Origin of the sequence: Komagataeibacter oboediens (assembly GCF_003207815.1) — a bacterium.
GTDB classification, from domain to species: Bacteria; Pseudomonadota; Alphaproteobacteria; order Acetobacterales; family Acetobacteraceae; genus Komagataeibacter; species Komagataeibacter oboediens.
This window is the reverse complement of the sequence record NZ_NKTX01000027.1, coordinates 1-25,786: the sequence shown is the minus strand read 5'-3', so window position 1 is coordinate 25,786 and position 25,786 is coordinate 1. Positions and strand designations below refer to the sequence as shown.

The window sequence follows — 25,786 nt, the reverse complement described above, 5'->3', positions numbered from 1 at the left end:
GCGTGCACGATACGGACCGACGCATTCACCAAACCGGTCCCTATGTCCCGGCGCAGGCGGCAGGCTGCGTCCTGAGCCTGCTGTCAGCCTGTCCGAAAACGCGGCGTCTGGCAAGAAAAACACGCCCCTCATGCACGCCCCGCCGCGCGGCGCTGGTCCCACCCGTGGCGGGCATGATAAGCTGGGGCGTGCACACACCCTTCACCTGCGCCAATGACCGCTACCGCACCGATACCCGCCACGGCCACCCCCATGGCGCGGGACAGGCACGGGGCAGCGTGCTGCCCGCGCCACTGGTCACGCGGGCGGATACGGGGGACACGCTGTGGCTGGAATACGTGGCGGGGGCACAGGACATGCTGTACTGGCTGATGTGGTACGATGCCACGGGCCGCCCGTGCGTGACCTACAGCGCGGTCATGGACCACCCCAACCTGTGCATCATGCTGCGCGCGCTGGGATACGGCCACGCGCTGCCGCCTGCGTCCTGACCGCCGCACGGCGCTGGCCCCGGCGGGCGTTTGCTGGTAGCTGATGGAACCATGTTACATCCGGATACACACGATACGGGGATCGCGCCCATGACAGATTTCCTTTCCACCGCGCGGCAGGCGGCACGTGGCATGGCGCTTGGCGCGGTTGCGCTGCTGGGCGCATGCGCGTCGGGCCACCACGCCCCGGCCCATGCATCGCGCATCGGCATGGCCAATCCGGCCTCGGTCTACTGCCAGCAGCGTGGCGGCACACTGGAAATGCGTTCCTCGCCACAGGGGACAAGTGGCTGGTGCCACCTGCCCGATGGTACGGTGATGGAGGAATGGGCCCTGTTCCGCCGCGATCACGCCACTACCACACCATGACGCGCGGGCGGTGCGCATGACGCGGCCTGCCGCCCTGCGCGTCGGGGCCGTGGCCATGGTCGTGTGCCTTGGCGCGTGCGACGATGCGCTCATGGCACGGCGCACCCCGCCACCTGCGGACTGCGCGCGCCGGGGCGGGACATGGCAGGCCAGCGATACCGGGCATACCGGCCACTGCACCCTGCCCCCCGGCGCACGGGTGGCGGGGTGGACGATTATGCCGCGCCGCCATTAAACTGTCATGCGTGCGCCCCGTTCCTTCCCTATTACTGCCCCACTGCCCGGACATGAGTGGCATATGAAATACAATGGATTTTCTTCCGTCCTGACCATCCTGCGCGGTGCGCTGCGGCACGGGACACTGATTATCGCGATCGGGGCCACCGTCGCCCTGCCCGCGGCCCAGGCCTGGGCGCGGCCATGGGGGCCAAGATGGGGCCCCCCACCGCGCCACCGTGTGTGGCGTCGCCCGCCGCCGCCACCACCATATTATGTGCCGCCGCCCATGCGCATGGGCCGGTTCTACGGGCCGCCACCGCCGCCCCCACCGCCCATGATGCCGCCGCCGCCCGTGTGGTAGGATGCAACCCTGGCGCGGCCGCTTCGTTTTTCATCCACACAGAACAGGGAGGACAGAGTGCCAGCCGTGCCCATGACCCGACAGCCCCGCCCGTGGGCCATCCGCCGCCTGCTGCCCGTCATGGTGGCGCTGGCGCTGCCACTGGGCGCCTGTGCCAAGGGTAAATTCGGGGAAGATTTCTGCATTTCCTGCGCCAGTGAAAAACAGGCCGCCACCACAACGGCAGCCGGCACCGGCCCCGCCACGGGCACGCCCGCCACCGGTGCTGCGCAACGCCCGCAGGGTGCCGTCACATCCACGCAGGCCCCGTCGGGCACGCGGCACCTGTAAGGGAGAAACGGGGCCACCGGGGGACGTGCGGCGGCGAATATGGGGCATGGACCATGGGGCCAGCCCCACACCGCCGCGCCGCATTACCGGATCATGCCATCCGCCCGCGCCGACACCCGGTCACGCCAATGTGTCCATGTCGGCCCGGATCGCGGCAAACCCGTCCCCACGGCCCACGTTTGCCCCATACCACCCGCATGAATACACAGGAGGACAGACGATGCGGCAATCCGTTTTCTGCGCCCTCCCGATCACATTGGGGTTGGGAATAGGCCTGCCGGCGAAAGCATATTCCGCCACGCCTGCAACACCGCAACAGGTCGCGGCCTGCAAGGTCGATGCCCTGCGGCTGTGTCCGCTGGACATACCGGATACAAGACTGGTTGAAGCCTGCATGCATCGCCGCGTTGCCGATCTATCACCTGCATGCCGGGACACCGTGCAGGGTAAATGACGCCGTCCCGTAAACTCCGGGGGCAGGCCGTGGCACAGGCCCGGACCGCCCCGCCGACGTTCGGAGGCTGACATGAAAATCTCACGAAACCTGACCGAAAACATTTCCGACATGACGACCGCCATCGGTGATTTCCTGACTGGTGCACAGGGGGACCGTTCCGGCGCGCTGTCGGTGCTGAATGACATCCTTGGCCCCCTGCCCGCGCCGGACCAGCCCAGCATGCTGGAACACCGGGCGGAGGAAATGGGCATGCTGCCGCTGATCCGCACATGGCAGGAACGCGACAACACCTCGGTGGCGGATGAAAGCACCATCCACGCCCTGTTCCGCCCGGCGGAACTGCAACGGTTTTCCAGCCAGACCGGCCTGTCGGACCGCGCGGCGATGAATATCCTGCGCGACCTGCTGCCCTCGGCCATCCGTCACCGCGCCATCAATGCCCGCGCGGCGTGGCAGCAGCACACGGCCCATACGGATGCCACCGCCCAGAGGGCGGCTGGCGAATAACAAGCAGCCAACAAACCGGCGGTGGCGCGCAGGCCCGCCGCCTTCCTGCCCGCCCGCCATGGGGTCCCCCTCCCCCATGGCAGGCGGGCTTTTTTTTGGGCCCCGTTTTCCGGACTGATGGCGATCCCTGACGCATCGTGGAAAACACCCTCACCAGAAACTTTTTGCTGACCTGCCGGGTGGCTGCGTGCCGCCCCCGCGAGGGGACGCGGCATCCGCCGTCCAGCCCCCGCCCATGGCGCGCATGAGGTCGATGCCGCTGACAAGGCGCCGCGTATCGAGTGTTATCAGGTCCTCGCGCGCCTGCAGTTCGGCGGTCTGGGCAATGACGACCTGCAGGTAATCCACCGCCCCTTCGCGGTACTTTACTGCGGCCAGGCTGTCGGTGCGCGTGGCGGCCACCACCCCCTCACCCTGCCGGGACGCCGCATCGGCCAGATGGTTGAGCAGCGCAAGCTGGTCCTCCACTTCCCGCAGGGCGCTCAGGGCTGTCTGCCGGTAATCGGCCGCCGCCTGCGCGTATTGCGCATGTGTCAGGGCAAGGTTGGCGAACCGCCGCCCCCCGTCGAATATGGCCAGTGTGGCCAGCGCCGGACCCAGCGCCCACACCCCGGTCCCGGCCGATGCCAGCATGCCGGTCGTGCTTTCCGACCCACCATTGGCCCCCAGCGTGATGTTGGGGAAAAAGGCCGCCCGCGCCACCCCGATCCGGGCATTCGCCGCCGCCATGTGCCGTTCCGCCGCCGCGACATCGGGCCGGCGTTCCAGCAGGCGCGACGGCGCGGTTACCGGAATGACCGGCACGGCTGGCAGGTCATCAACGGGTGGCAGGGAAAAGGTCGAGGGCTGTTCGCCAATCAGCACGGCAATGGCATGTTCGACCACCGCCCGGTCCGCCACCTGCTGGTCCAGTGCGGACTGCGTGGTGGCAAGCTGCGTGTGGGCGCGGCCGACATCCAGTTCATTCGCCGCCCCGCCGGTAAAGCGCGTTGTCGTCAGCGCCAGCGCCGCCCCGTACGCCGCGATCGTGCGGTGCAGCAGGGCAATACGGGCATCAAGGCCGCGTAGCTGGAAATAGTCATCGCCCAGTTCCCCCTCCAGGCTGAGGCGGACGGCGGCAAGGTCGGCCGCACTGGCCTGCGCGCCCGCGCGCGCCGCACGGACCAGATTGCGGATGCGACCCCATATGTCGGGTTCCCACGATACGGTGCCGCCCGTGGCCTCATCGGGGTATTCGTAATACCGGCCCGTGGCGGCAAACAGCGCGCGTTCGCGCTGGGCGCTGGCGGTCGCGTCAATCTGTGGAAAGAAATCGGCCCGCGCCCGGCGCACCAGCGCGCGCGCCTGATCATACCGCGCAACGGCGCTGGCCAGTTGCGGGCTGCCGTGTTCGATCCGGTCTTCCAGCCGGTTCAGGCCGTCATCACCCATGGCCGTCCACCACGCGCCGCGCGGCGTGGCATCGGCAGGGCGCGCCGGGGTCCACGGGCCGGCTTCGCGGAAGGTTGCGGGCATGTCCGGCAGTGTCGGGCGGTGGTAGCGCGGCGCAAGGTTGCAGCCACACAGCACGACCAGCATGGACACCACCACCCGGCCGCGTTCAGGCGCCATGCCCGGCCTCATGCGGGTGGACGGGGTCGCCATCGCCAATGTCATCAGGGGGGTTGGTTATGACCCGGTCCTGTGCCGACAGGCCCGTGACCTCCAGCTCGGTCCCGAAATCGGTCACGATGGATATGGGCCGGATGCGGACATGGTCGCTTCCGTCCACCAGTGCGACACCCGTTCCCTCGCGGCGGAACAGCAGGCTGCTGGCGGGAATGCGCACCGCCGGCGGGGCCTGTGGGCCGGGACCGTCAAACCTGAAGGTCACCTGCGCATAGGCCCCGGGTTTGAGCAGGTTGGCCGCATTGTCATACACAAGCTGGACCAGCATGGTGCCCGACTGGGAATCCACCGCGTCGGCGGAATGGATCAGGCGGGCGTCAAACGGGCGGGTGCCGTAATCGGGCACCGTGAAGCGCGCGGCAAAACCGTCATGCATCCGCGCGGCATAGGCTTGCGGCACGCGCACGTACAGCCGCAGCCGGGTCACGTCCGATACGGTAAACAGCGGCTGGCTGGCTGCCGTTCCCGCCACGATCAGCGCCCCGATATCGGTGGCGCGGCTGGTCACCACCCCGGCAAAGGGGGCGATGATGCGCTTGAACCCGGACAGGGTTTCCAGACGTTCGACATCCGCCGCCGATTCATGGCGCGTGGCCTCGCTTGCCGCAAGGTTGCCCCGGCGTTCATCCGTTTCCTGCTGCGATACGGCATTGAGGGCATTCAGCCTGTCCCATCGCCGCGACGTGATGCGCGCAAGGTCGCGCTGTGCCGTGCGCGTGCCCAGCGCCGCCCGCGCGCCCGCCAGCTGCAGGTCCACATCAGGCGTGTCGATTTCCGCCAGAAGCTGCCCCGCCGTGACCTTCTGCCCGATATCGACATACCACTGCCGCAGGTAGCCACTGGTGCGGGCATAGACGGGCGCGCTGTACCATGCCTGCAGGATGGCGGGCAGCACCAGCGTGTCCACCGCATGGCCGCCGGGGTGCACCACCGTCACGGCGGGTATCAGGGCCGCGACATTTTCACCATGCAGCCGGTGGCGGTCATGCAGGCGCGTCAGCGTGCCAGCCACCACGATGATCCCGAACACGCACGCCCCGCCCACGATGATCCAGCGCAGGCGCGGCCCTGGCCCGCCATGGACGGTGGCGGCGTGGGTATCAGCCATTGGCCCGCGCCCCGTCCGCTGCATCACCCGCCGCCCCGTCCGCGCGCGATCCGTGGATGATGGTGAACAGCGCCGGCACGAAAAACAGCGAGGCACAGGTGGCGAACATCAGCCCGCCTATCACCGCCCGCCCCAGCGGCGCGTTCTGTTCCCCCCCTTCACCCAGCCCCAGCGCCATGGGCAGCATGCCGATCATCATGGCCAGCGCGGTCATGATGACGGGCCGCAGGCGGGTGCTGCCCGCCGCCTGTGCCGCGCGCGACGCATCGCCATGTTCGCCCATCTGGTCGCGGCAGAAACTTATGACAAGGATGGAGTTGGCCGTCGCCACCCCCATGCACATGATCGCCCCCGTCAGCGCAGGCACGGACAGGGGCGTATGCGTGGCGAACAGCATCCAGCATATGCCCGCCAGCGCCGCCGGCAGGGCAAGGATGACAATGCACGGGTCGATCCAGCTCTGGAAATTGATGACGATCAGCAGGTAAATCAGCACGATCGCCCCCAGCAGCCCGAACCCCATGCCCGAAAACGCCGTGGTCATGGCCTGGTACTGCCCGCGCAGCGTGACGGTGACCGTCCCGGGCCGTTCGTGGTCCAGATGGCGCAGGACCGCCAGCACGTCGGACGCGATGGCGCCAAGGTCGCGGCCATCGCCACCGGCGAACACGTCGATCAGGGGGCGGATGTTGTACTGCGCCTCCACCGGGGAGGTCGCGCCGCGCGTGATCGTGCCCAGCGCGCCCAGAACCTGCAGCTGTGGCGTCGAGACCCCCGTTACCGGCAGGCCGATGATATCCGCCAGCGAACTGATCCGGTATTCGGGCATCTGTACCGCAATGGGGTATGTGACCATGCTGTGCGGGTCCAGCCAGTACAGCGGCGCGGTCTGCACCGTGCCCGCAATCGAGATGGCGATGGCTGTGGTCACGTCGCCTTCGGTCAGGCCAAGCTGGCTGATGCGCGTGCGGTCCGCCTCGAACCGCAGTTCGGGGTAATGGCCGGGCTGCTGGATGCGGGCGTCAACCAGCCCGTCAATGCGGCGGATGGCATGCAGGATCTTCTGCGCGAACTGCCGTGTCTCATCGGGGTTGATGCCCGATACCTGTATGTCGATCGGGGCGGGTGCGCCGAAGTTCAGGATCTGGGTGGTGATGTCGGATGGCAGGAAGGCAAAGCTGGCCTCGGGGAACGCACGCGGCAGGTCACGGCGCAGCGCGCGGATATAGCGTTCGGTCGGGCCGTGGTTTTCCTTCAGCGCCACAAGGATGTCGCCATCCTGCGGCCCGATCGTGCCCGATGCGTTATAGGCGGTGTTGATGGCGCTGGTGGGCAGGCCGATATTATCGGTGATGGAGGCCAGTTCGCCCGCGGGGATGCGCTGGCGGATCAGTTTTTCAATGCGCTGGAACAGGGCCGCCGTCTCCTCGATCCGCATGCCGATCGGACCGCGCACATGCAGCGTCATGGTACCCGCATCGACCTGCGGAAAGAAGTTGCGGCCAAGGAAGGGCAGCAGCCCCATGCTGAGCACCGAAAAACACACGAACCCGATCACGAACCGCCCGCGATACGCCATCACGCTGCCCAGAAGCGCGGCGTAACGGGTGCGCAGGGCGTCGAAACGCCGCTCGAAACCATGCTGGAAACGGGTCAGGACCGTCTCGCGGTGGTTCACGTCCTCATGCGCGCGCAGCAGGAACATGGCCATGGTCGGCACCAGCGTGCGCGACAGGATGAAGGACATGACCATGGCGAACATGACCGACAGCGCCATGGGCACGAACAGGAAGCCCGCAACGCCGGGCAGGAAGAACATCGGCACGAACACGATGCAGATACACACCAGCGACAGGAAGGCGGGGACGATGATCTCCGCCGAGCCGTCGATGATGGCCGCATGCACGTCCTGGCCCATTTCCAGATGGCGCTCGATATTCTCGATCGTGACCGTCGCCTCATCCACCAGTATGCCGACCGCCAGCGCCAGACCGCCCAGCGTCATGACATTCAGCGTCTGCCCCAGTGCCGCCAGTGCCGCGATCGCCCCCATGACCGATAACGGGATGGAGGTCGCGACAATCAGCGTGGACCGCCATGACCCCAGGAACAGCAGGATCATGAGGCTGGTCAGCCCGGCCGCGATCGCCCCTTCGCGCATGACCCCGTTGACGGCCGCGCGGACGAACAGCGACTGGTCATTGACGGGCCGGATTTTCAGCTGCTTCGGCAGGCCGCGCGTCGCATCGGGGATCATCGCCCTGATCCCCTGCACGATGGCGATGGTGGATGTCGCCCCCGATTTCAGCACCGTCAGCAGTGCCGAACGCTGTCCGTTTACATGCACCACGTTCTGTTGCGGCGTGGACCCGTCGCGCACATGGGCCACGTCACGCACCCGCACCACCGCGCCATTGACCGTGCGCACCGGCAGCATGTTCAGCAGGTCAACGGACAGGGGCGCGTTGTTCAGGCGGAAATTGTACTGGTATTCCCCGATCTTGACGAAGCCCGCGGGCGTGATCTGTGTCTGGGTGGACAGCGCGGTGCCCACGTCCTGCGCCGATACCCCGCGCGACTGCAGCTTTGCCGGGTCAAGGTCCATCTGGATCTGGCGCACCTTCCCGCCATAGGGAAACGGGATGGCCGCCCCCGGCACCGTAATCAGGCGGTTGCGCACGAAGTTGAAGCCATAGTCATACAGCTGCTGTTCGGTCATGCCCTCGCCCGACAGCGCCAGCTGGACGATGGGCACGGTGGAGGCATTGTAATTCAGGATCAGCGGCGGCGTGGTGCCGATGGGCAGCTGGCGCAGTATGGTCTGGGCAATGGCGGTGACCTGCGTGTTGGCGATGCGGATGTCGGTTCCGGGCTGGAAAAACACCTTGGTCACGCCGATGCCGGTCAGGGACAGCCCCTCGATATGTTCGATATTGTTGACCGTCGTGGTCAGCACGCGCTGGAACGGCAGTTCGATGCGCCCGGACATGTCCTGTGGCGACAGGTTGCTGTATGTCCACGCCACCGCGATGACGGGAATGCCGATTTCAGGGAAGATGTCCTCGGGCGTGCGGATGGCGCACAGCACGCCGGCCATGGCGATCAGGATGGCCATCACGACAAAGGTATAGGGACGGGCAAGCGCCAGCTGGACAATTGCATTCATGCCACCTGCCTGTTTCCTGTCGGCTACGCTGCCCTATGGTTTTCGTGGGGCCCGGCTACAGGTAACGCCCGGTCCGCTGGCCGGTTTATGGGGGTGCGGATAATTTTGCATCATGGCGCATGGTCCGGGTCTGTGCGGCCCCGGCGCCAGACATCCCGCAGGGTCTGGCGACCGGGTGGAGACAGCCGGCGTTTTCTTCAGGCAGGTTCAGGCGCCATGTGGAAACAGGTCACTGGTCAGGTCGCAACAGAAGTTTCCGGGTGTCGCCTTTTTTCAGTAAAGGCGACGTCCCCCGAAGCGTTCTGGGAAAAAGGCTTCACCAGACATCCCTTCGTGTTTCAGGACAGGCAAACCGTGCCGCCCTGTGTCAGCACGCCAATCACAAGGGCGCTCTGCCCCGTTCGCCATGCCATGTCGATCATGCCGTACGGCAGCGCCCCGTCGCCGTGTGGCGACAGCATGTCCATTGTGTAGGACACCAGCCGCCCGTATTCCGCCACCGTATGAACACTGCCATGCGCCCCACCCGCGCGATACAGCATGAACAGCGGGTCATCCGCACAGGTGGTTTCGGGCGGGCAGTCAGGTTCGTACCAGTCCACGACCGCGTCATACCGGTGGTCGCGTCCGGCCTGCATCGGCAGGGGCGCATCCGCTGGGGCGGCCACCAGCACCATCCTGACCCGGCTGCGCGACCCGGCCATGGCCAGCGCCCGGTCCAGCGTGGATTTCATCCCGGCCTGCGTGGCGTCATGGCCCGCATCCCCACCCGCGATAACCGCGACGGCGCAGCATTCCGACAGCCCCGCCGCCATGGCGGGCGCGTCCAGCCCACCAGCCAGCAGCACATGCACCGCGCCAATGCGCATGCATGCCAGAACCGCCACGATCCCGTCCACGCCCGGCGGCAGGGTGACCGCCACCGTGTCCCCGCGCCGCACCCCCTGGTCGTTCAGCGCGTTTGCAAGGCGGCAGACGCGTTCATGCAGGCTGCGGTAGGACACGATTTCCGGCCCGGTAATGGCGGCCCGGTCCGCATGGTCGCCCAGATGGCGGTCCACGCACAGGGCGGACAGGTTGAGCATGCGCCGCCCCTGCCCGAACGGCATCGGGGCGGGCTGCCGCGCCATGCGCCCCGTCACGCGCGGGATGCAGGCCCGAACGGGCGGGGCGGACAGCGTGGCGTAATCGTCGTGAAAATGGCTGGTCATGGTCGTGGTCCCTGTTCGTTGCGACGCACCGGCCCGTGCGCCGGGCGGCGGTCAGTTGAAGGAGAGGCAGCGCATGGCGGGCAGGCCCGCAGGCCCATGCCCGCGTCCGGAAAAGCCCCGGCCCCCGCCCGGCCATGCCGTGGCACCCGTGCCGTTCCCGTCTTTTTTTCGTGTCCCGGACTGTGACAAATCCCGATTGCGGGCGGAAGACGTTTTGCCGTTTAAAGAAGCGAACGCAGCGCCCCCGATTGCAAAGATTGCGAAGATGAAAAAAGCCGCCACCAAGACCTTTACCGGTTCGCGCATCCGCCACCAGCGCAACCGTGCCGGCATGACCCAGAGCGCGCTGGCAACCCGCCTTGGCATATCCGCCAGTTACCTGAACCAGATCGAGCACGATGTCCGCCCCCTGCCCGCATCGCTGCTTGACCCGCTATGCGATATATTTTCGGTCGGGGTGGATTATTTCAGCGATACTGAAGAAACGCGCGGCATACAGGCCCTGCGCGAAATACTGGCCGATCCTGTATTCGATACGCAGGCCGTCCGGCGCGACAGCATCCATGCCGCCATGCGCGCGGCCCCCGATCTGTGCGCGCAGTTCATACGGCTGTATCGCGCCTACCTGCTGCGGCATGAACATGCGGCCGCCCTGCTGGTGGGCAGCACGCCGCCCGCCCGGACGGGACCGCAGGCGACGGGCGACCGGGTGGAACCGTACGAGGCCGTCAACGACTGGGTACAGACCCAGCGCAACTATTTCGACGAAGTTGACCGCACGGCGGAACGGCAGTCCGAACGGATGCATCTGGATGACGCCAGTCCCGCCGAACAACTGGCCCGCTACCTGCTGGACCATCACGGCATCCGCACCGAAGTGGATCTGGGACTGAGCCGCAGGGGCCTGATGTGGCATATGGACCGGCGACGGCGCACGCTGTTCCTGTCGCGCATGGTGCCATCGGAAAGCAGCACGTTCTGGATGGCGCAGGCGCTGGGCCAGATCGAACATCAGGCCGTGTTTGCCCGCACCATCCGCCGTTCCCCCCTGCGTGAGGCCGAGGCCCGGGGGCTGGCGCGCGTCTACCTGACCAATTATTTCGCGGGCGCGCTGCTGTTGCCCTATGACCGTTTCCGCGCCACCGCGCATGAGGTGCGCCATGACCTGGAACGCCTGCAGCGCCATTTCGGCGTCAGTTTTGAACAGGCCTGCCACCGCCTGAGCACCCTGCAGCGTCCGGGCAGCGAGGGCATACCCTTCTACTTTCTCAAGACCGACATCGCGGGCAATATCCTGAAAAGCTTCAGCGCGAACCGCTTTGCCCAGTCCCGGTTTGGCGGTCCCTGCCCGCTGTGGAACATCTTTCGCGCGTTCAGCACGCCGCTGCAGGTGCAGGTCCAGCTATCACAGACGACCGATGGCGCGGTGTACCTGAATATCGCCCGCACCGTGGGGCGCAACAGCATATCCTACCTTGACCGTCCACGGCTGACCGCCGTGGTGCTGGGGTGTTCCATTGCCGATGCCGGGCAGCTTGTCTATTCCGCCGGGCTGGACCTGAATGATCCGCGCATGATCATTCCCATCGGGCCGGGCTGCCGCGCCTGCACCCGCGAAAACTGCCACCACCGGGCGCTGCCCATGGTCGGGCACCGTGTCGATATTGATAATGAAGGACGCGGCATCGCCCCCTACCGCGCAGTGCCGTAAGGAAATCTTTAACGAAAGGACTGACGGAAACAAAAGGTTCTGGTGAAGCGTTTTCCAAAAGGCTTCAGAACCTGCCGCCCTGAAAAAAAACGGCCCCCGTTTACCGGGAGCCGTTTTTTCATGCCTGTAGTGCAGGCGACAGGGATCAGTCCTTGTGGGTCGATGCCGCGTAGATCTGGTCGATGGATTTCGCGAGGGCTGCGTCAAATTCCGCGTCCGTCATGGTGTAGCGCAGGTCTTCGAGCAGCGCGCGCGAGAAGCTGGCGATCATGCCGTGGTTCTTTGCCAGACGCTCACACGCCTCATCGCGCGGGTAACCACCCGACAGCGCCACCACGCGCTGCACGCGGGGGTGTTTGATCAGATCAAGGTAAAGGTCGGCCTTTTCAGGGATCGAGACCTTGATCATCACCGGATAGTCACCGGGCAGCGCATCCAGCCCACGGTGCAGTTCATCATGCAGCAGGGCTTCCGCACCGGCCTTGTCCGGGCTCCTGATCAGGACTTCGGGTTCCAGGATGGGCACAAGGCCACGGGCCGCGACCTGTTCGGCCAGGGCGAACTGCTGCTTCACGATCGCGGCAACGCCCTCACGTTCGGGCAGGCGGATGACCGACCGGGCCTTCGTGCCGTAAATGCCCTTGCTGACCGCCTGATCCAGCATGGCCTCCAGCGTGGGGATGGGCTTCATCATCTGCACGCCCCCCGCCTCGGGTTCCAGCCCCTTGTCCACCTTCAGGAAGGGGACAACGCCCTTTTCGCGCCACAGATAGGTCGGCACGGGCGTGTCCTTCACCAGCCCGTTCATGGTCTGCTCGAACAGGATGGCGGCGAGGATCTTCTTCCCCGTGAATGCTGGCGCGGTGATGACCCGCACCCGCATTTCATGCATCAGGGCAAACATCTGGGCATCGGTGCTGTAGGCGCTGTCGGGTATGCCGTAATGCCGCAGCGCGCCCGGCGTGGAGCCCCCGCTCTGGTCCAGCGCTGCTATGAAGCCCGCGTTTTCCGACATGTTCTTACGCATCTGGCCAACAGGCATGACGATCTATCCTATGCTTGATATATATCACTCGTGGGTGAATGATTATTATATGTAACCTTCCGCGAGTTCATTGATTAACAAATTAAAATATAGGTGAAGGGACGTAAATACAAAAAATAGGCACGACCCTGCTCCCGTTTCCGAACAGTCGCGTAAGGCGATATCACGCGGGCATATTCCGCGCATGCGCCCGGGCGGTCAATGCGCCAGGTCAATGCATGCGCCCCGGCCGGACCGGCGGGCCGGTCCCCCGCATCCGCCGGGCGCGCCGTTTTCCGGGGCTGCCGGCCACCGCCAGTCACGGCGCGACTGCATGGCGGCCACGGCAGCATGCCTGCATTGCGCGGACGGGGGCCATGTGCGCCCATGTGTCCGGCAGAGGGGTGCAGACCGGGCATTTTTCAAATAACACTTTATGTTCAATCAGTTGGACGTGATGAGGCCTTTCCCGCCGCGCACCCTATCGTGGGCGTGGATAACGTGGAGAAATCATCATGTCCCCCAATCCTGTCGCCCCGGAGTTCCGCGCGGCCCTGGAGGTCCTTCCGTCCTTTGATGGCATTTCGGATGCGACCCTGGACGCAACCCGCAAGGCGTTCATTGCCGCCATCCGCAATGTCAGGGTCCGGCATTATCCCGATGTAACGGTCACGACCGGCCACGTGCCCGGACCGCCCGGCGCGCCACAGGTGCCGGTCGTGACCTACCGGCCCGTGGCCAGCCACCCCGGCGCGCCCGCGCTGGTCTATATCCACAGCGGCGGCATTGTCAGCGGCACGCCGGAGGTGGATGACGCACGCTGCCGGCAGATCGTCAGCGAACTGGGCATGGTCATATTCTCCGTTGATTACCGCCTGGCGCCCGAAGCCCCCTATCCCGCCGCCATCGAGGACTGCTACGCCGTCCTGAAATGGGTGCATGGCCATGCGGCGGAACTGGACATTGACCGGCAGCGTATCGTGATTGGCGGCGACAGCGCGGGCGGTGGCCTGACGGCGTGTCTGGCGCTGATGGCGCGCGACCGGGCGGAGGTCCCGGTGCTGTTCCAGCTTCTGATCTATCCCATGCTGGATGACCGGACCGGGACCACGGTCATGCCGCCCCCGGTCATGGGGGAATATATCTGGACGCGGGCCGCCAATCATTACGCATGGAACGCCTATCTGGGCCAGATACCGGGCGGCGCGGGTGTTCCCGGATATGCCGCCGCCTTCCGCGCGGCGGACCTGACCGGGCTGCCGCCCGCCTATATTGGCGTGGGGTCGCTGGACCTGTTCCTGGACGAGGATCTGGACTATGCCCGGCGCCTGATGGCCGCAGGCGTGCCAACCGAGGTCTGCGTCATTCCCGGCGCCTATCACGTCTTTGACGTATTCATTCCCGATGCACCGCTAAGCCGGGCGTTCACACAGTCCTATTTCGCTGCCCTGAAACGCGCCATTACGCGGGACTGACCGCGACACGACCGGTGGATGGAAAGCGGAAGCTTGCGGGTGCCGCCCTTCTTTGGAAAGGCGGCATTCGCGAAGCAGGCCCTGCGCAGAATGCAGGCCAGACCCATGAAATGGCCCGCGCAATCACATTAACGTGCGATAATGACATGGCCGGACATGCGCGCATGTCTCCTGCCTCGTTACCCGGCGGGACCATGCAACCGGCATGCATGCTTCCCCACTACGGCGCGCCAGCACGCGCCGCGGGGGACAGGACGGTACGGATCAGGCCGGGACCAGTGCCGCGCCAGCCGACATCACGGATGGCGGCGCCTGCCAGCGGCCCGTGTCGACATTGCTGATTTCCTGATCGATTTCACACACGACCTGCCGGGCAAACGGGCCAAGATGCAGGTAAAGCGCGCTGGTCATGACCACATACGGCAATGCCCGTGGGTTATGCAGCGCGCAGTCCACCAGCATGCGCCAGAACTGTCCCGCTGTTCCCGGCCCCGCGCGATGAATGCGCAGCAGAAGCCGGACAAAGCTGCGCAGATCCCCCTTCACCATCCGGTGTGTCCGTCCACGCCGCAACATCCGGCCCAACCGCCGCACGCGGCCGAAATAGGCCACGGGGTCATAAATTGCCTTCAGCACCGTGCGGTAATCGTTCAGCACGTCACGGCGCGGGCGCTTTGTTTCGAAATTCAGCCCTGCCGTGCACTGGTCGCCCGACTGCGTATCCCCGCCGCCGGAAAACAGGCGCCCTTCGGCCAGAAGGCGGCGCGTCAGCTGGGTCGTGGGCAGGGCATACAGCAGGCCGACCATGCAGACCGGGATCGAGGTATCCTCGATACAGTCGATCATGCCTGCGGCCACGCTGCCCTTCTCGCTGTCAAAGCCGACGATGAAGCCCGCGTTGACGAAAATTCCGGCCTTGTGGATCGTCTCGATGCTCTGGCGCAGGCTGCGGCGCGTATTCTGCTTTTTCTGCATCAGCACGAGGGAATCCGTATCCGGGCTTTCGATTCCGACGAATATGGCGAAGAAATTGCTTTCGGACAGGCTACGCAGCAGGTCGGCATCATCGGCAAGGTTGATGGATGCCTCGGTCGAGAATTCGAAGGGGAAGTTCCGTGCATCCTGCCAGCGCTTGAGGTCGGGCAGGAATTTCTTTAGCGCCTTTTTGTTGCCAATCAGGTTGTCATCAACAAAATCCACGTGCCCGCGATATCCCAGCGCGTACAGGGCGTCGAGTTCAGCCATGACCTGCCCGTTCGTCTTGGTGCGCGGCACCCGGCCATACAGTTCGATAATGTCGCAGAATTCGCAACTGAACGGGCACCCGCGCGAAAACTGGACGCCCACATGCAGGTACTGGTCCAGCTTCAGCAGGTCGAAACGCGGCAGCGGGCTTTTTGTAACATCCGTCTTGCCCATTGGCGCTTCAAACACGCCGTGCCGTTCACCACCGCGCCAGGCGGCGATGAAACCGGCCATGATTTCCTCCGCCTCGCCCAGGACCTGAAAATCCGCGGCGCGGTAAAGATCCGGGCTGGATGTGACATCGGGGCCGCCCACCACCACCGGCCGCCCACGGGCATGGCATGTCTCGATGATATGGAGGGCGTCGTTGCGCTGCGGCAGCATGCCGCCGGTCATCACCATGTCGGCCCAGTCGATATCATCATCGCTCAGGGTTTCGGTATTACGGTTGACCAGCCGCACATCCCAGTGCGGGGGCAGCATGGCCGCAACGGTAATCAGCCCCAGCGGCGCCGCGGGGTAGCGCGCATCGGCCAGATCGCAGGCCGCCTGATAATTCCAGAATGAACTGGCGTTGAAAAGCGGGAAGACCATCAGGACCCTGCAGCGATCGGACATCATGCTGGCACCTTCTGGCGTGCCTCCCGTTCAGGATTGAAGTGACCTCCCCGGCTGGGGGCGTGGCCCATGCGGACGGACGGATCCATCTGTGGCGGAATGACATTCTGCGGACGAACGGTCGTCATATGGATCTTCCATCTGTATATGGAACCGTTCCTACACCCCCTGCCCTGTCATGGCGATAGATGATTACTGGCGATATATGATGGTTTTATTTCTCAATGTAACAGAAATAAGGCACTTTTCAGTGTCCTGCCTGTAAAATGGCGCGCGGATTGTGAAAAAAGTTCCCTGTACCGCTTTTTCCAGGGTCCGGAAACGCCACGACAGGGCCATGCGGTGATACCGAAAACTTTTCCCGTCGCCGTGCATTGTCACGGCAGGGCGGCCTGCACGCCCCAACCGCAGGAAACGGGAGCATGAATCATGCCACGTGGTGACAAATCCGCCTACACGGACAAGCAGAAGCGACAGGCCGAACATATCGAGGACAGTTACGAACAACGTGGCGTCAGCGAGGAAGAGGCCGAACGCCGCGCATGGGCCACCGTCAACAAGGAAACGGGCGGCGGCAAGAAAAGCGGATCGGGCCGGGGTCACGCCGTGACGCACGCCCCGTCACGCAAGGGCGGGGAAACGGGCGGGGCTGCTTCCGCCCACCGTCCGGCGGCAGACCGTTCGGCGTCGGCGCGGAAAGCCGCCGAAACCCGCCGCAGGAACGCGGAAAAACAGGATTAGGACCAGTCATCCCACCGCGTGCCGCAACAACCCGACAGTCATCCAGCGCGGCTGTTTGAAAAGAGACCGCTGGGCAAAACAGCAAAAGTCTCTGGGTGTCGCCTTTTCCCAAAAAGGCGACGTCTTCCGAAGCGGTCTGAAGGCTGGATATGTTCCGGACAGAATGTTTCAGACAGCCCTTTAACCTTTTCTGACCGGATGGCGGTGCGTGCACGCGATGCTTACGCCGCAGCGGGGTAACGGGACGCAATCCCCGGCGCCTGATACCTGCACGGAATGCGCGTGCCATATGCCCGCGATCACGGACGGCACGAACCAGCGAACGCGGCAGATCATCATGCCCAGCCCTGATGGCCTTTATCGTGCGGCCGGGGCCAGCCGGTAAAAAAATGCTTATCGGCCGGAGCGGTTGCGCCGTCCGTAAGCTGCGGTTCAAACAAACTCCGCCATATTTCAGGGCTGAGGCCCGGCAGGCGAAGACCTGTTTCGCCGGCCAGGTCCCATAATGCGGCCTGCTGGCAGGTTTCGCCGTGTTCAACCGTGCCGCGCGGTGTGCATCATTATCTTTTTTTCCGAATTTCCGGACAACACGTCATAAGTTAAGGACGCATCCGGACTGGTCAGGCAGGGATGATCCGCCCTGCGGGACGTATTCTCGGCTTCCTGTCCACGTAAGTTCACCTGTAAAACATCATGTCAGATAAAATACCGTAACAGTATTTCCATGAAGTGACAGGAACCGTGTCCGTTCTTTTCCTGCGCCGTTGCGGGCAATGGCGCGCCGGGCCGGATATCGGGCAACATTGCCCTACCAACGGAAGGCTGCCCGTCTATCCCTTCAGGTTTTTTACCGGCCGTTCCACCATATTCACCTGCATGGCCGTGCCCCCCTGCCATGAATTCGCACCGGGCACGATGCGGGGCGTGGGAATATCGGCGCGGTTCTTTTTCTCGCCCGCGGTGGATACCCCGAAACGCCGGTCCCGGTCATCCAGCAATGCCTGCCGGACCTGCCCGTCTGCGGTAAATCCCATCATCAGCTGCGGGATGCCAAGCGGGAAGTCCGGGTTCCGGTCAACCTGCCATGTATGCCATGTCTTGCCATACGTGGTCACAAGGTCGGTCATGAACGCATGTTCCCCCAGATCGGGCACGCCGGGGGCGACCAGCATGCCGGACTTCACCTCGTAATGATGGCTGTGCCACAATTTCTTTTCGTCTTCCGGCAATGTCCGGAACAGACGCTCGCTTACAATGTATTCAATGCCGATCAGCTTGGCGTTCTTCTGGTTGGCTTCGTAAATCACGCATTGGTGGAAGTCCTCGGTCAGGTGCGTGCAGAAATGATTGGCCTCGACCTGTCGGCCCATGTCATCGGCATAGAAATGAAACCCGTTCAGGTACTCACTCATCGCATCAATGGGCCTTTTGACCTGTAGCGCATCCGCCGCCGTGTCCAGCACATCGCTGCGTGCGGATTTCGGGCTGCCGGGCGCCGGGGCCAGTGGCCTGTCCGCCGCGCGTGCACGCCCCCCGCGCCCGGCCAGCGCGGCAAGGGGCGCTGCAACAAGTGTTGCGGCAAGACTGCGGCTGAAACAGCGGCGACAGGTGAAATTGTGCAGGAACGACATTGTCCGTCCTTTCTGGCCATATGAACCATGTCGCCATAAAGCCCCCGGCCCGCCGGGGTTGCCTGCCGCCTGCTGCCGGACGCGCCCGGCGGGGCGACAGGGCAACGCCGCCTGTCCGTGGTGTGTTACATGAGCTGGATATGGCTCTTGAATCCCAGCAGCGCGGCATCGCGCAGGTTGGACTGGGCATTGGGGTGGATGTAGTATTCGAATAGGGGGGTGAAGATCACGCCCGGCATGACATGTATCGCGTAATTCGCTTCCATGACGACCGTGTCGCGCTGCACGCCGGTTGCATGGTTGGGCAGGCTGCTCCGGTTTCCGATGTCGATCATGTTCTGTTCCGTCATCGTCACGCCATCGGCAATCCGTGTATAGGTCAGGGCAAAACCCATCGTGTCATACGGACGCGAGCGGAAGTAACCGCGATTGATCAGTGCCGCATACACAAGGTATTTGCGCAGCGACGTGCGTGGGTCGTTATATATCGCGCCGGACAGCGCGGTCAGGCCGGAATCCTTGTCATGGTAATGCAGCAGGCGCTGGTCGAACATGACCCATGTGGACCATGACGCGCCATGCTGCCTCTGTTTGCGACCCGTCAGCGCATAGGGCGCGCCGGCCACGTCAAGGTAATTGTCGTTCTGCGGCGTACTGAACAGCTGCGCGCCGAATTTGTAATGTCCCGGCAGGGTGCCATGGCGGAACACAGGTTCCCACGCGGTTTCGATTGGTGCTGCATAACCGATGATGTTCGCGCCATTGAACTTGAAGCCTGTGCGGTGCTGGTACACCTGGTAAATCCCGTTTTCAATCGGGTACAGGCCGGTCTGCACGTAAACCGACCGGGCGGGGCGGCCACGTACGCGGAACCCCCATGTGCCCGCGGGGTAGCCCGCGTCGTAATTGGTGTCGGTAATGCCCTTGGGCCGTCCGCAGAAACTGCCGTTCTGGAAGTTGCAGAACAGGGGGCTGGCCGCGAAATCCGATATTTCGGACATGCGGCCTGCGGCAATCGCCAGCCGCCCGCCCAGAAGCGTTTCCTCCCCATAGGCATAGACAAGGTGGACCACCACGTTGCCACCGCCGCCGTAATCTTCGGATGCATGGTTCAGCCAGTCGCCAAACATGCGGTTGGCGGTCGTGCCATACCGGCCCACGGTTATCATATGGGTGGCGAACCCGTGCCAGCCCGCCAGCTTGTCCCAGTCCACATCCAGCTGCATGGCGTACTGCCCGGCATTGCTGGCCCCCTGCTTGTAATTACTGAACCCCGGCGTGCTGCCCCGCGTGGGCGGCGTGATCGCGCCCGCGAATTCATTGGTATTGTCCACAAGGAAGTTGATGCCGCGACGGCGCAGCCATTTTGACACGGGGTTTGGCGCCACCGCTTCGGGTTGGGAAAACGGCGGCACCCATGTCTTGTGCGAGGCATGCCTGGGCAACGGGCGCGACACCAGCAGGCTGGGGGCCGATCCGATGTCACGATCCATGACCTGTGCCCCGGCGGGCATGGCCCCGTACAGCAGGCCGCCCAGCGCAAGGGCGGCGGCCTGCATTGCCGTCCGCGCGATATTGCGCGCATGCACCGGCATTGCGGTATCAGGAAACAGCATGATGCGTCCCTTCAATGCACGAAAATGGAAGCGATCAGGCAGAAGACCAGCCCGCATACCGCAATCAGCGTTTCCAGCACCGACCATGTCTTTATGGTCTGCGGTACGGTCAGGCCCAGATATTCCTTGATCTGCCAGAAACCCGCGTCGTTCATCGGGCCAAAGGCCACCGATCCCGCCCCGGTCACCAGCACCATCAGTTCGGGTGAAACCCCGGTGCTGTGTTCCAGGATGGGGGCGACAATGCCCGACGCCGTTGCCATCGCCACGGTGGACGACCCGCACGCCACGCGCACGATGGCCGCCAGAACCCACGCCAGCACCAGCAGCGGCATGTGCGCGCCAAGGGCGGCATCGGTAATGGCGCGCGACACCCCGCTGTCGATCAGCACCCGGCCAAAGCCACCGCCCGCGCCGATCAGCAGCATGATCAGCGCCGTGGGGCCAAGGCATTCGTTGGTGAAGCGCAGGATGGTGGCGGCCGAAAACCCCTGCGCCACCCCCAGTACGTAAAAGGACAATAACGTCGCCAGCACCAGCGCGATATCCGTATTGCCCACGAAATGCAGCACCGTGTTGGCCGTGCCATGCACCGTCGTGATCTGGTCAGCCAGCGAACCGACCAGCATGAGGATGACAGGCGACAGGATGGTTGCCACCGTCAGGAAAAAGCCCGGCATGTTGTCCGCGGGTTCATGCTTCACAAACTGTTCCGCCAGCGGGTTGGCCTCCGTCAGCGGCACACGGGCCGAGGCAAACCGCCCGAAGACCGGCCCCGCGATCACCGCGATGGGGGTGCCGATCACGACGCCCAGCATGATCGTATGGCCGATATTGGCATGGTACGCGCTTAACGCCAGCAGGGCCGCCGGGTGGGGCGGGATAAGCGCATGCGTGACCGACAGCGCCGCCCCCATGGGCAGCGCCACCCGCAGCAGGGGCATGCTGGTGCGGTCGGCCAGTACGAACACCAGCGGGATCAGCAGGACGAAGCCCACTTCAAAAAACACCGGCAGGCCGATCAGCAGGCCAATCACCATCATGGCCCAGTCCACGCGTTCCCGCCCCGCGAACGCGGATATGGTCAGCGCGATGCGGTCCGCACCACCGGATTCCGCCAGCATCTTGCCCAGCATGGTGCCCAGTGCAATGACGGTGCCAACATGGCCCAGCACGTGGCCCGCGCCATTTTCAAACGACGCAACGACATGGTCCGCCGGCATGCCCGCAAACAGGGCAAGGGCGATGGAGACGATAAAAAGGACAATGAAAGGGTTCAGACGGAACCGGGCGATCAGGACAATAACGGCCAGAATTGCCGTTACAGCAAGAGAGATGGCAAATGCCGTGCTCATCCCGTAAATACTCCCATGGTTTGACACCACGCCTAACGCGCCCGATCGGTGGGAAGCCTGCGTCATAAAGTAAATGTTATGACATTATTGCCCGGATTCGACCGGAACGGCTGCCATTCCCGTCAGTATCTGGAATAAAAACAAAACATTACAAATATAGACAGATTTTCTGTTACAATTCGGTCAATCGGGCATTGTGCGCGGCACAATATGGACGGAGTGGACCGCATGCCCGGGTTCCATTATTAAATTATTATATAATGCGCTGTCGTGATGGCTGCTGGCGGCAACTTTTTCGCGCGTGCCCGTGGCCCCTCCCCTGCCGCAACCTTTCATCCATCCGGATCGTTTGGGTGCCGCGCGGTACAGCCGCGCACCAATATGTCACGCATACAGGACCGGGCCGATATGATTTTCCGTGGGGCAGCCATGGCGTCACGCTGCGTCCTGCCCCTGCCTGTATGGACGGGACTGATCAAAGGCAGACAGCACCATGAATGTGTACATTACCAAAAACAGGGAAGAGACAGTTACCCGGACCGAAGCCCTGGTCATCCACGCCCGGCGCGACCTGCGTCTGGACACGCGTACCCTGCCGCCCCCCGGCCCGGACGAAGTGCGGGTGAACATGGCGTGGGGCGGCATATGTGGGTCGGACCTGCATTATTTTGCCCATGGCGGCGTGGGCGCATCCGTTCTGCATGCACCGATGGTGCTGGGGCACGAGGTTTCGGGCACCGTTGCCGCAGTGGGGGGCGCGGTGGACGGCTTTGCCGTAGGGGACGCCGTGGCCATTCACCCCGCGCGGCCCTGCGGCGCATGTCCCGAATGCAGCCGGGGGCAGCGCAACCTGTGCCGGAACATGCGCTTTCTGGGCAGTGCAGCATATGACCCGCATACCGATGGCGGGTTCAGCCGCGCCATGATCGTCAGCGCGGCACAACTGCGCCATCTTCCCCCCGGCCTTGATACCCGCCGCGCCTGCCTGGCCGAACCGTTATCGGTGGGGCTGCATGCCATTGCGCGGGCGGGCGATGTGCGGGGACGCAGCGTGCTGGTGCAGGGTTCGGGGCCAATCGGGCTGCTGCTGGTTGCGGGGCTGGTCCACCATGGAGCGGGCCGCATTGTCGTGACCGACCTGGAGGATTTTCCCCTGCGCTGTGCTGCGCGACTGGGCGCGGATGCCTGCCACAACACGCGGCATGACACGGTAGATGAAGAATTCGATATCGTATTTGAAGCCACAGGCGTGCCCCGCGCGCTGCCCGGCGCCATAGCCCGCACCCGGCGCGGCGGCATACTGGTGCAGGTGGGCATGTTCCCGCCGGGCGACGTGGCGGTGCCGGTGGCCCAGATCATCAGCCGCGAACTCGATTTCCGTGGCACGTTCCGCTTTGATACGGAATTTGACGCAGCCCTTGCCCTGCTGGCCGAACGGCCGGAAATTGCTGATATCGTAGTAACCCAGCAGTTTCCGCTAAGCGACTTTGCCGCCGCCTTCGCCCTTGCCCCGGACCGCACACAGGCGGCAAAAATACTGCTGTCCCTGCCGGATTAGAACAATGATACCCCTTCCCGCTGTTGTACTGTCGGGAAGGGGTATATCCATTCATCCGGTCCTTCCTCTTTCCCGCCAGCATGCGCAAAATATCCTGAAAATAAAAAGCGTCAGGTCACATCGTCTTTAAAAAAAAGACAGCAGCCGGAACCTGTCATCAGGTCCACCGTCCCGCCAGCACACGCGTCGCCCGGCCGTTCAGGCATATCAGGCGGATGAAACATTTCGAGAGTTTTGTTTCCCGGCTTTCGCAATACTATCCGCGCATTGTCTGATGGTGTTGCCGCCTGTCATAATGACGCGCGACCGGAACGGGAGAAGACACATGGCCGATGTATCAAGACGTAACTTCGTAACCGTCGGGGCTGTTCTGGCCAGTGCGGCTTCGACCATCGGGCTTGGCATGCAGCAGGCGCACGCGGCGGGGGGCGGGCATGGTTTCATGGCGGCGTCCTCCGCCGGGCCGGACGGCGACGACGGCCCCGGTCCGCATAAAAAGAAAACCCCCGGCCTGCAGGGTATCTGCGCGCTGTGCGAAGTTACCGGCGGTGGGGAAAAGGTATATGGCATCGCGGTGGAATACGATGTCGCCATCGACCCGGCCAGCCTTACCCCCGATACCTATGCAACCGCCGTTTTTCCCGCCGCCACGGGGTTCTTTCCCGGCATGCCGGATGAACCAGACAAGAATCACACGACCGCCACCGCCCGCTCGCGCGCCGTTGCCGCCATCTACACCAATGCCGGACCCGCCCTGCGCCCCGACGGCAAAAGTGTCCCGGGCCGCTACGTCATTGCCGAATTCCACCATGACCCGGACCTCAGCCTGCCCACGACCGACAGTGACCGGGTCAGCCTGAAGCAGAACCGTGCCGTCAGGACAACGGCTGGCGCGGTGTACGCCGCCAGCACCACCGTCTGGACCAATGCCGACCGGCGCGGGAACCGTGTCGCGATCCGTGGCGTGGATGCGTGGGAACAGAATCACTGGTGGTGGGACGATACGCGTTCCACCTGGCTGGAATACAGCATCTACCTGCCGAAATCCTTTCTGGCCGAAGGCGGGGAAAACCGTGCCTACCCGCTGATCCTGGCGGTAACCCATTCGGGCACCAGCCCCGATGGCACCTGCGCGCAGACGCTGACCGAACAGTGTATCGCAAGTATCTGGAGCCTGCCCGAAGTGCAGGACCGGCGCGAATGCGTGGTCATTACCCCGCGTTACGAACGCACGACCATGAATGATTACTGGGAACACACGTCCGATGTTGAAAATACATACCGACTGGTTGAATCCCTGCTCGGCAATACATGGAATTTCGGCAACCCCAACCTTGCGGACAGATGCGACAAGGTCCTGAAAATCGACCCGAAGCGGGTGTACTGCACCGGCTGGTCCATGGGGGCCATGACGTCACTGTGGCTTATGGCGCGCCACCCGCAGACATTTGCCGCCGGGCTGATCATTGCAGGCCAGCAGCGACCGTCAGATCTTCTGCCACTGGCCAGCCAGAAGGTGCTGATCATTACCGGATCGAAAGATGACAAGGCCACGCCATGGAACGAAAAATGCGTGCCGGTCTGGGAAAAGGCCGGGGCGAAGGTCGTCCGCCCCAAACAGTATCTTGACCCCACCATGATTTTCCCCGTGGAAAGCCAGCAGAAGCTGACCGACCAGATCAACGGCTACCTGTCCGCGAACGCCAACATCACCTTCCTGACTTTTGAAAGTGTTGACCACATGGGCTCCGCGCGGAAGTTCTTCCATATCAATGCCGCGCGGGACTGGCTGCTGGATCAGGTAAAGGCATAAGGAACTTTTGCGGCTATCCCCAGGAAATAAAAAAAGCTTCAGAAAACGTCGCCTTTTTTACAAACAGGACAGCACCCAGCAATATCTGTTCCACAGATTCACCACCACGGCGCCAGCGGACCACGCAGGGGTCAGTCCTGATTGAGGTGAAATTCAACCGGAACGGTCAGCGTAATGGGATCTCCCGGCACGCTGTCGGGCGGAATGGGCAGGGGCTGCGCGCGCCGGGGCAGCGCCATGGCTTCCTGATCCAGCAGGGGGTGGCCGGAACTGCTGGCTAGCCGGACAGACAGTACATGGCCCCCGCGGTCCATGGAAAAGGTTACGGTGGGCGTGCCTTCGTGCTGGCTGTCCATGGCGGCGGGGGGATAGCGTTTGCACTTTTCCAGTTGCGCCAGCAGCGCGCCCTGCCACGTAAGCGGATCATGCGCCGCGTGGGCGGAAGATGATCCCGCCACCGGTGCCGCCTGCGTCGGCGCGGGCGGGGTGTCGGTGGACGGGGGCGCGGTCGTGGCCGCGGCTGGTGGCAGCCTGTCCGGCACCCGCTTTTCCTGCGACAGGGCCGGCCGGGTCTTTTTTCTGGGTGGCCTGCGGTTTTCGTCCTTCGGCACGGGCACCGGCGGGGTGGGGACAGGCGCAGGGGGGGCCGTAATGCGCGGCGGCGGGTCGGGTTGCGGGTCCGGTATGGACAGCGTCTGCTTCGGGCCGACCGCAACATCGGTCGGCGGCGCGGGGGTGGACACCGGTTCGGGCGCCATATCTATGGCAATGGCCGCAGGCGGGGGGGCAGGCGCATGATCCACCCCACCGTTCCCCCCGTAACCGCCAGCACACCCAGAAAGGACAGGCCCCAGCACATGGCGTCCGCACGCCGGGCCTGCCGGTCCCGGCTGTCCTGCCAGTGGGCAAAAGACCGCGTGACGGGATCGCATTGCGCAACCAGCGTATCAGCCACGTCCGTCATGGCCCTGCCCCGTCATCGTGCCCCTGCAGGGTGACCAGCGAAACCCTGAGAGCCCGATCCGAAAGTTTTTCAAGCTTGACAATGCCTTGCTGTCCGTCGTGTGAGCATGCGGATCGAGGCGATCAATGTCCATGCGGTTGAGGACGCA

At 64.1% G+C, this 25,786-nt stretch carries 22 protein-coding genes and 1 pseudogene; 12 read left to right on the top strand and 11 right to left on the bottom strand.

The window, feature by feature from the left end; translation table 11 throughout:
- Positions 1-2 precede the first annotated feature (2 nt).
- The 7 genes from CFR80_RS19865 (at position 3) to CFR80_RS11190 (ending at position 2,734) form a co-directional block, all read left to right on the top strand.
- Entirely contained in the window at positions 3-491 is a 489-nt protein-coding gene (locus CFR80_RS19865; RefSeq protein ID WP_232275751.1) for a hypothetical protein, read from the top strand.
- A gap of 90 nt (positions 492-581) precedes the next feature.
- Positions 582-860, top strand: a complete 279-nt coding sequence (locus tag CFR80_RS11215; RefSeq protein ID WP_042658900.1) for a putative hemolysin — start codon at positions 582-584, stop codon at positions 858-860.
- A gap of 16 nt (positions 861-876) precedes the next feature.
- The gene (locus tag CFR80_RS11210) at positions 877-1,095 is read left to right on the top strand and encodes a hypothetical protein (RefSeq protein WP_010514985.1); all 219 of its coding nucleotides are present in this window, start codon (positions 877-879) and stop codon (positions 1,093-1,095) included.
- A gap of 63 nt (positions 1,096-1,158) precedes the next feature.
- Positions 1,159-1,440 (top strand): hypothetical protein, encoded by a 282-nt coding sequence (locus CFR80_RS19355; RefSeq protein WP_048855983.1) that lies wholly within the window; start codon positions 1,159-1,161, stop codon positions 1,438-1,440.
- A 57-nt stretch (positions 1,441-1,497) separates the two neighbouring features.
- Complete coding sequence (locus CFR80_RS11200) at positions 1,498-1,770, top strand: hypothetical protein (RefSeq protein ID WP_157132930.1); 273 nt, start codon at positions 1,498-1,500, stop codon at positions 1,768-1,770.
- Between the two features lie 46 nt (positions 1,771-1,816).
- A complete protein-coding gene (locus tag CFR80_RS19860) occupies positions 1,817-2,224 on the top strand; it encodes a hypothetical protein (protein WP_010514989.1) in 408 nt (135 codons plus the stop codon).
- Between the two features lie 72 nt (positions 2,225-2,296).
- Positions 2,297-2,734 (top strand): hypothetical protein, encoded by a 438-nt coding sequence (locus CFR80_RS11190; RefSeq protein WP_010514991.1) that lies wholly within the window; start codon positions 2,297-2,299, stop codon positions 2,732-2,734.
- Between the two features lie 150 nt (positions 2,735-2,884).
- Here CFR80_RS11190 and CFR80_RS11185 read toward each other — a convergent pair whose 3' ends face one another.
- The 4 genes from CFR80_RS11185 to CFR80_RS11170 form a co-directional block, all read right to left on the bottom strand.
- Complete coding sequence (locus CFR80_RS11185; RefSeq protein ID WP_110507363.1) at positions 2,885-4,345, bottom strand: efflux transporter outer membrane subunit; 1,461 nt, start codon at positions 4,343-4,345, stop codon at positions 2,885-2,887.
- Positions 4,335-5,510, bottom strand: a complete 1,176-nt coding sequence (locus CFR80_RS11180; RefSeq protein WP_029329551.1) for an efflux RND transporter periplasmic adaptor subunit — start codon at positions 5,508-5,510, stop codon at positions 4,335-4,337. The genes CFR80_RS11185 and CFR80_RS11180 overlap by 11 nt, the downstream gene beginning before the upstream one ends.
- Positions 5,503-8,676 carry an efflux RND transporter permease subunit gene (locus CFR80_RS11175; RefSeq protein WP_110507362.1) on the bottom strand — a complete coding sequence of 1,058 codons (3,174 nt, stop codon included), beginning with the start codon at positions 8,674-8,676 and terminating at the stop codon, positions 5,503-5,505. Before CFR80_RS11175 ends, CFR80_RS11180 begins: the two co-directional genes overlap by 8 nt.
- A gap of 338 nt (positions 8,677-9,014) precedes the next feature.
- On the bottom strand, positions 9,015-9,887 hold the full coding sequence (locus tag CFR80_RS11170) for an AMP-binding protein (protein WP_010514997.1): 873 nt from the start codon (positions 9,885-9,887) through the stop codon (positions 9,015-9,017).
- Between the two features lie 265 nt (positions 9,888-10,152).
- On the opposite strand from CFR80_RS11170, the gene CFR80_RS11165 reads away from it, so the two are divergent.
- Entirely contained in the window at positions 10,153-11,598 is a 1,446-nt protein-coding gene (locus CFR80_RS11165) for a helix-turn-helix domain-containing protein (RefSeq protein WP_029329552.1), read from the top strand.
- Between the two features lie 145 nt (positions 11,599-11,743).
- Here the strand turns inward: CFR80_RS11165 and CFR80_RS11160 are convergent, their stop codons facing one another.
- A complete protein-coding gene (locus tag CFR80_RS11160) occupies positions 11,744-12,640 on the bottom strand; it encodes a fructose bisphosphate aldolase (RefSeq protein WP_010515000.1) in 897 nt (298 codons plus the stop codon).
- 497 nt (positions 12,641-13,137) lie between these two features.
- Between CFR80_RS11160 and CFR80_RS11155 the strand changes: the two genes are divergently transcribed.
- Positions 13,138-14,097, top strand: coding sequence for an alpha/beta hydrolase (locus CFR80_RS11155; RefSeq protein WP_010515002.1), 960 nt, complete (start codon positions 13,138-13,140; stop codon positions 14,095-14,097).
- Positions 14,098-14,361: 264 nt separating this feature from the next.
- On the opposite strand, the gene CFR80_RS11150 is transcribed toward CFR80_RS11155, so the two are convergent.
- Both CFR80_RS11150 and CFR80_RS19855 read right to left on the bottom strand, forming a co-directional pair.
- Entirely contained in the window at positions 14,362-15,963 is a 1,602-nt protein-coding gene (locus CFR80_RS11150) for a B12-binding domain-containing radical SAM protein (protein WP_010515004.1), read from the bottom strand.
- Positions 15,960-16,088 (bottom strand): hypothetical protein, encoded by a 129-nt coding sequence (locus CFR80_RS19855; RefSeq protein ID WP_010515005.1) that lies wholly within the window; start codon positions 16,086-16,088, stop codon positions 15,960-15,962. The genes CFR80_RS11150 and CFR80_RS19855 overlap by 4 nt, the downstream gene beginning before the upstream one ends.
- Positions 16,089-16,389: 301 nt before the next feature.
- On the opposite strand from CFR80_RS19855, the gene CFR80_RS11145 reads away from it, so the two are divergent.
- Positions 16,390-16,701, top strand: coding sequence for a hypothetical protein (locus tag CFR80_RS11145; protein ID WP_010515006.1), 312 nt, complete (start codon positions 16,390-16,392; stop codon positions 16,699-16,701).
- An 830-nt stretch (positions 16,702-17,531) separates the two neighbouring features.
- Here the strand turns inward: CFR80_RS11145 and CFR80_RS11140 are convergent.
- From CFR80_RS11140 to CFR80_RS11130, 3 genes are all read right to left on the bottom strand, one after another.
- The gene (locus tag CFR80_RS11140; RefSeq protein WP_010515009.1) at positions 17,532-18,332 is read right to left on the bottom strand and encodes an OBAP family protein; all 801 of its coding nucleotides are present in this window, start codon (positions 18,330-18,332) and stop codon (positions 17,532-17,534) included.
- 125 nt (positions 18,333-18,457) lie between these two features.
- Entirely contained in the window at positions 18,458-19,948 is a 1,491-nt protein-coding gene (locus CFR80_RS11135) for a carbohydrate porin (protein ID WP_010515010.1), read from the bottom strand.
- 11 nt (positions 19,949-19,959) lie between these two features.
- A complete protein-coding gene (locus CFR80_RS11130; protein WP_010515011.1) occupies positions 19,960-21,303 on the bottom strand; it encodes a GntT/GntP/DsdX family permease in 1,344 nt (447 codons plus the stop codon).
- Between the two features lie 493 nt (positions 21,304-21,796).
- On the opposite strand from CFR80_RS11130, the gene CFR80_RS11125 reads away from it, so the two are divergent.
- Together CFR80_RS11125 and CFR80_RS11120 are read left to right on the top strand one after the other, a co-directional pair.
- Positions 21,797-22,861 carry an L-idonate 5-dehydrogenase gene (locus CFR80_RS11125; protein ID WP_010515012.1) on the top strand — a complete coding sequence of 355 codons (1,065 nt, stop codon included), beginning with the start codon at positions 21,797-21,799 and terminating at the stop codon, positions 22,859-22,861.
- Between the two features lie 325 nt (positions 22,862-23,186).
- Positions 23,187-24,674: an alpha/beta hydrolase-fold protein gene (locus tag CFR80_RS11120; RefSeq protein WP_010515014.1), complete on the top strand. Its 1,488-nt coding sequence runs from the start codon at positions 23,187-23,189 to the stop codon at positions 24,672-24,674.
- A gap of 131 nt (positions 24,675-24,805) precedes the next feature.
- Here CFR80_RS11120 and CFR80_RS11115 read toward each other — a convergent pair.
- Positions 24,806-25,638 (bottom strand): annotated as a pseudogene (locus CFR80_RS11115) (energy transducer TonB family protein).
- Positions 25,639-25,786: the final 148 nt, after the last annotated feature.

Bases quoted from the DNA above. Each gene is read 5' to 3' on its own strand.
- CFR80_RS11165 (WP_029329552.1), top strand. From the start codon at position 10,153: ATGAAAAAAGCCGCCACCAAGACCTTTACCGGTTCGCGCATCCGCCAC.
- CFR80_RS11190 (WP_010514991.1), top strand. From the start codon at position 2,297: ATGAAAATCTCACGAAACCTGACCGAAAACATTTCCGACATGACGACC.
- CFR80_RS11130 (WP_010515011.1), bottom strand. From the start codon at position 21,303: ATGAGCACGGCATTTGCCATCTCTCTTGCTGTAACGGCAATTCTGGCC.
- CFR80_RS19355 (WP_048855983.1), top strand. From the start codon at position 1,159: ATGAAATACAATGGATTTTCTTCCGTCCTGACCATCCTGCGCGGTGCG.
- CFR80_RS11170 (WP_010514997.1), bottom strand. From the start codon at position 9,887: ATGACCAGCCATTTTCACGACGATTACGCCACGCTGTCCGCCCCGCCC.
- CFR80_RS11150 (WP_010515004.1), bottom strand. From the start codon at position 15,963: ATGATGTCCGATCGCTGCAGGGTCCTGATGGTCTTCCCGCTTTTCAAC.
- CFR80_RS11215 (WP_042658900.1), top strand. From the start codon at position 582: ATGACAGATTTCCTTTCCACCGCGCGGCAGGCGGCACGTGGCATGGCG.
- CFR80_RS11210 (WP_010514985.1), top strand. From the start codon at position 877: ATGACGCGGCCTGCCGCCCTGCGCGTCGGGGCCGTGGCCATGGTCGTG.
- CFR80_RS11175 (WP_110507362.1), bottom strand. From the start codon at position 8,676: ATGAATGCAATTGTCCAGCTGGCGCTTGCCCGTCCCTATACCTTTGTC.
- CFR80_RS11180 (WP_029329551.1), bottom strand. From the start codon at position 5,510: ATGGCTGATACCCACGCCGCCACCGTCCATGGCGGGCCAGGGCCGCGC.
- CFR80_RS11155 (WP_010515002.1), top strand. From the start codon at position 13,138: ATGTCCCCCAATCCTGTCGCCCCGGAGTTCCGCGCGGCCCTGGAGGTC.
- CFR80_RS11145 (WP_010515006.1), top strand. From the start codon at position 16,390: ATGCCACGTGGTGACAAATCCGCCTACACGGACAAGCAGAAGCGACAG.
- CFR80_RS11135 (WP_010515010.1), bottom strand. From the start codon at position 19,948: ATGCTGTTTCCTGATACCGCAATGCCGGTGCATGCGCGCAATATCGCG.
- CFR80_RS11120 (WP_010515014.1), top strand. From the start codon at position 23,187: ATGGCCGATGTATCAAGACGTAACTTCGTAACCGTCGGGGCTGTTCTG.
- CFR80_RS11125 (WP_010515012.1), top strand. From the start codon at position 21,797: ATGAATGTGTACATTACCAAAAACAGGGAAGAGACAGTTACCCGGACC.
- CFR80_RS11140 (WP_010515009.1), bottom strand. From the start codon at position 18,332: ATGTCGTTCCTGCACAATTTCACCTGTCGCCGCTGTTTCAGCCGCAGT.
- CFR80_RS19860 (WP_010514989.1), top strand. From the start codon at position 1,817: ATGGACCATGGGGCCAGCCCCACACCGCCGCGCCGCATTACCGGATCA.
- CFR80_RS11160 (WP_010515000.1), bottom strand. From the start codon at position 12,640: ATGCCTGTTGGCCAGATGCGTAAGAACATGTCGGAAAACGCGGGCTTC.
- CFR80_RS11185 (WP_110507363.1), bottom strand. From the start codon at position 4,345: ATGGCGCCTGAACGCGGCCGGGTGGTGGTGTCCATGCTGGTCGTGCTG.
- CFR80_RS19855 (WP_010515005.1), bottom strand. From the start codon at position 16,088: ATGACGACCGTTCGTCCGCAGAATGTCATTCCGCCACAGATGGATCCG.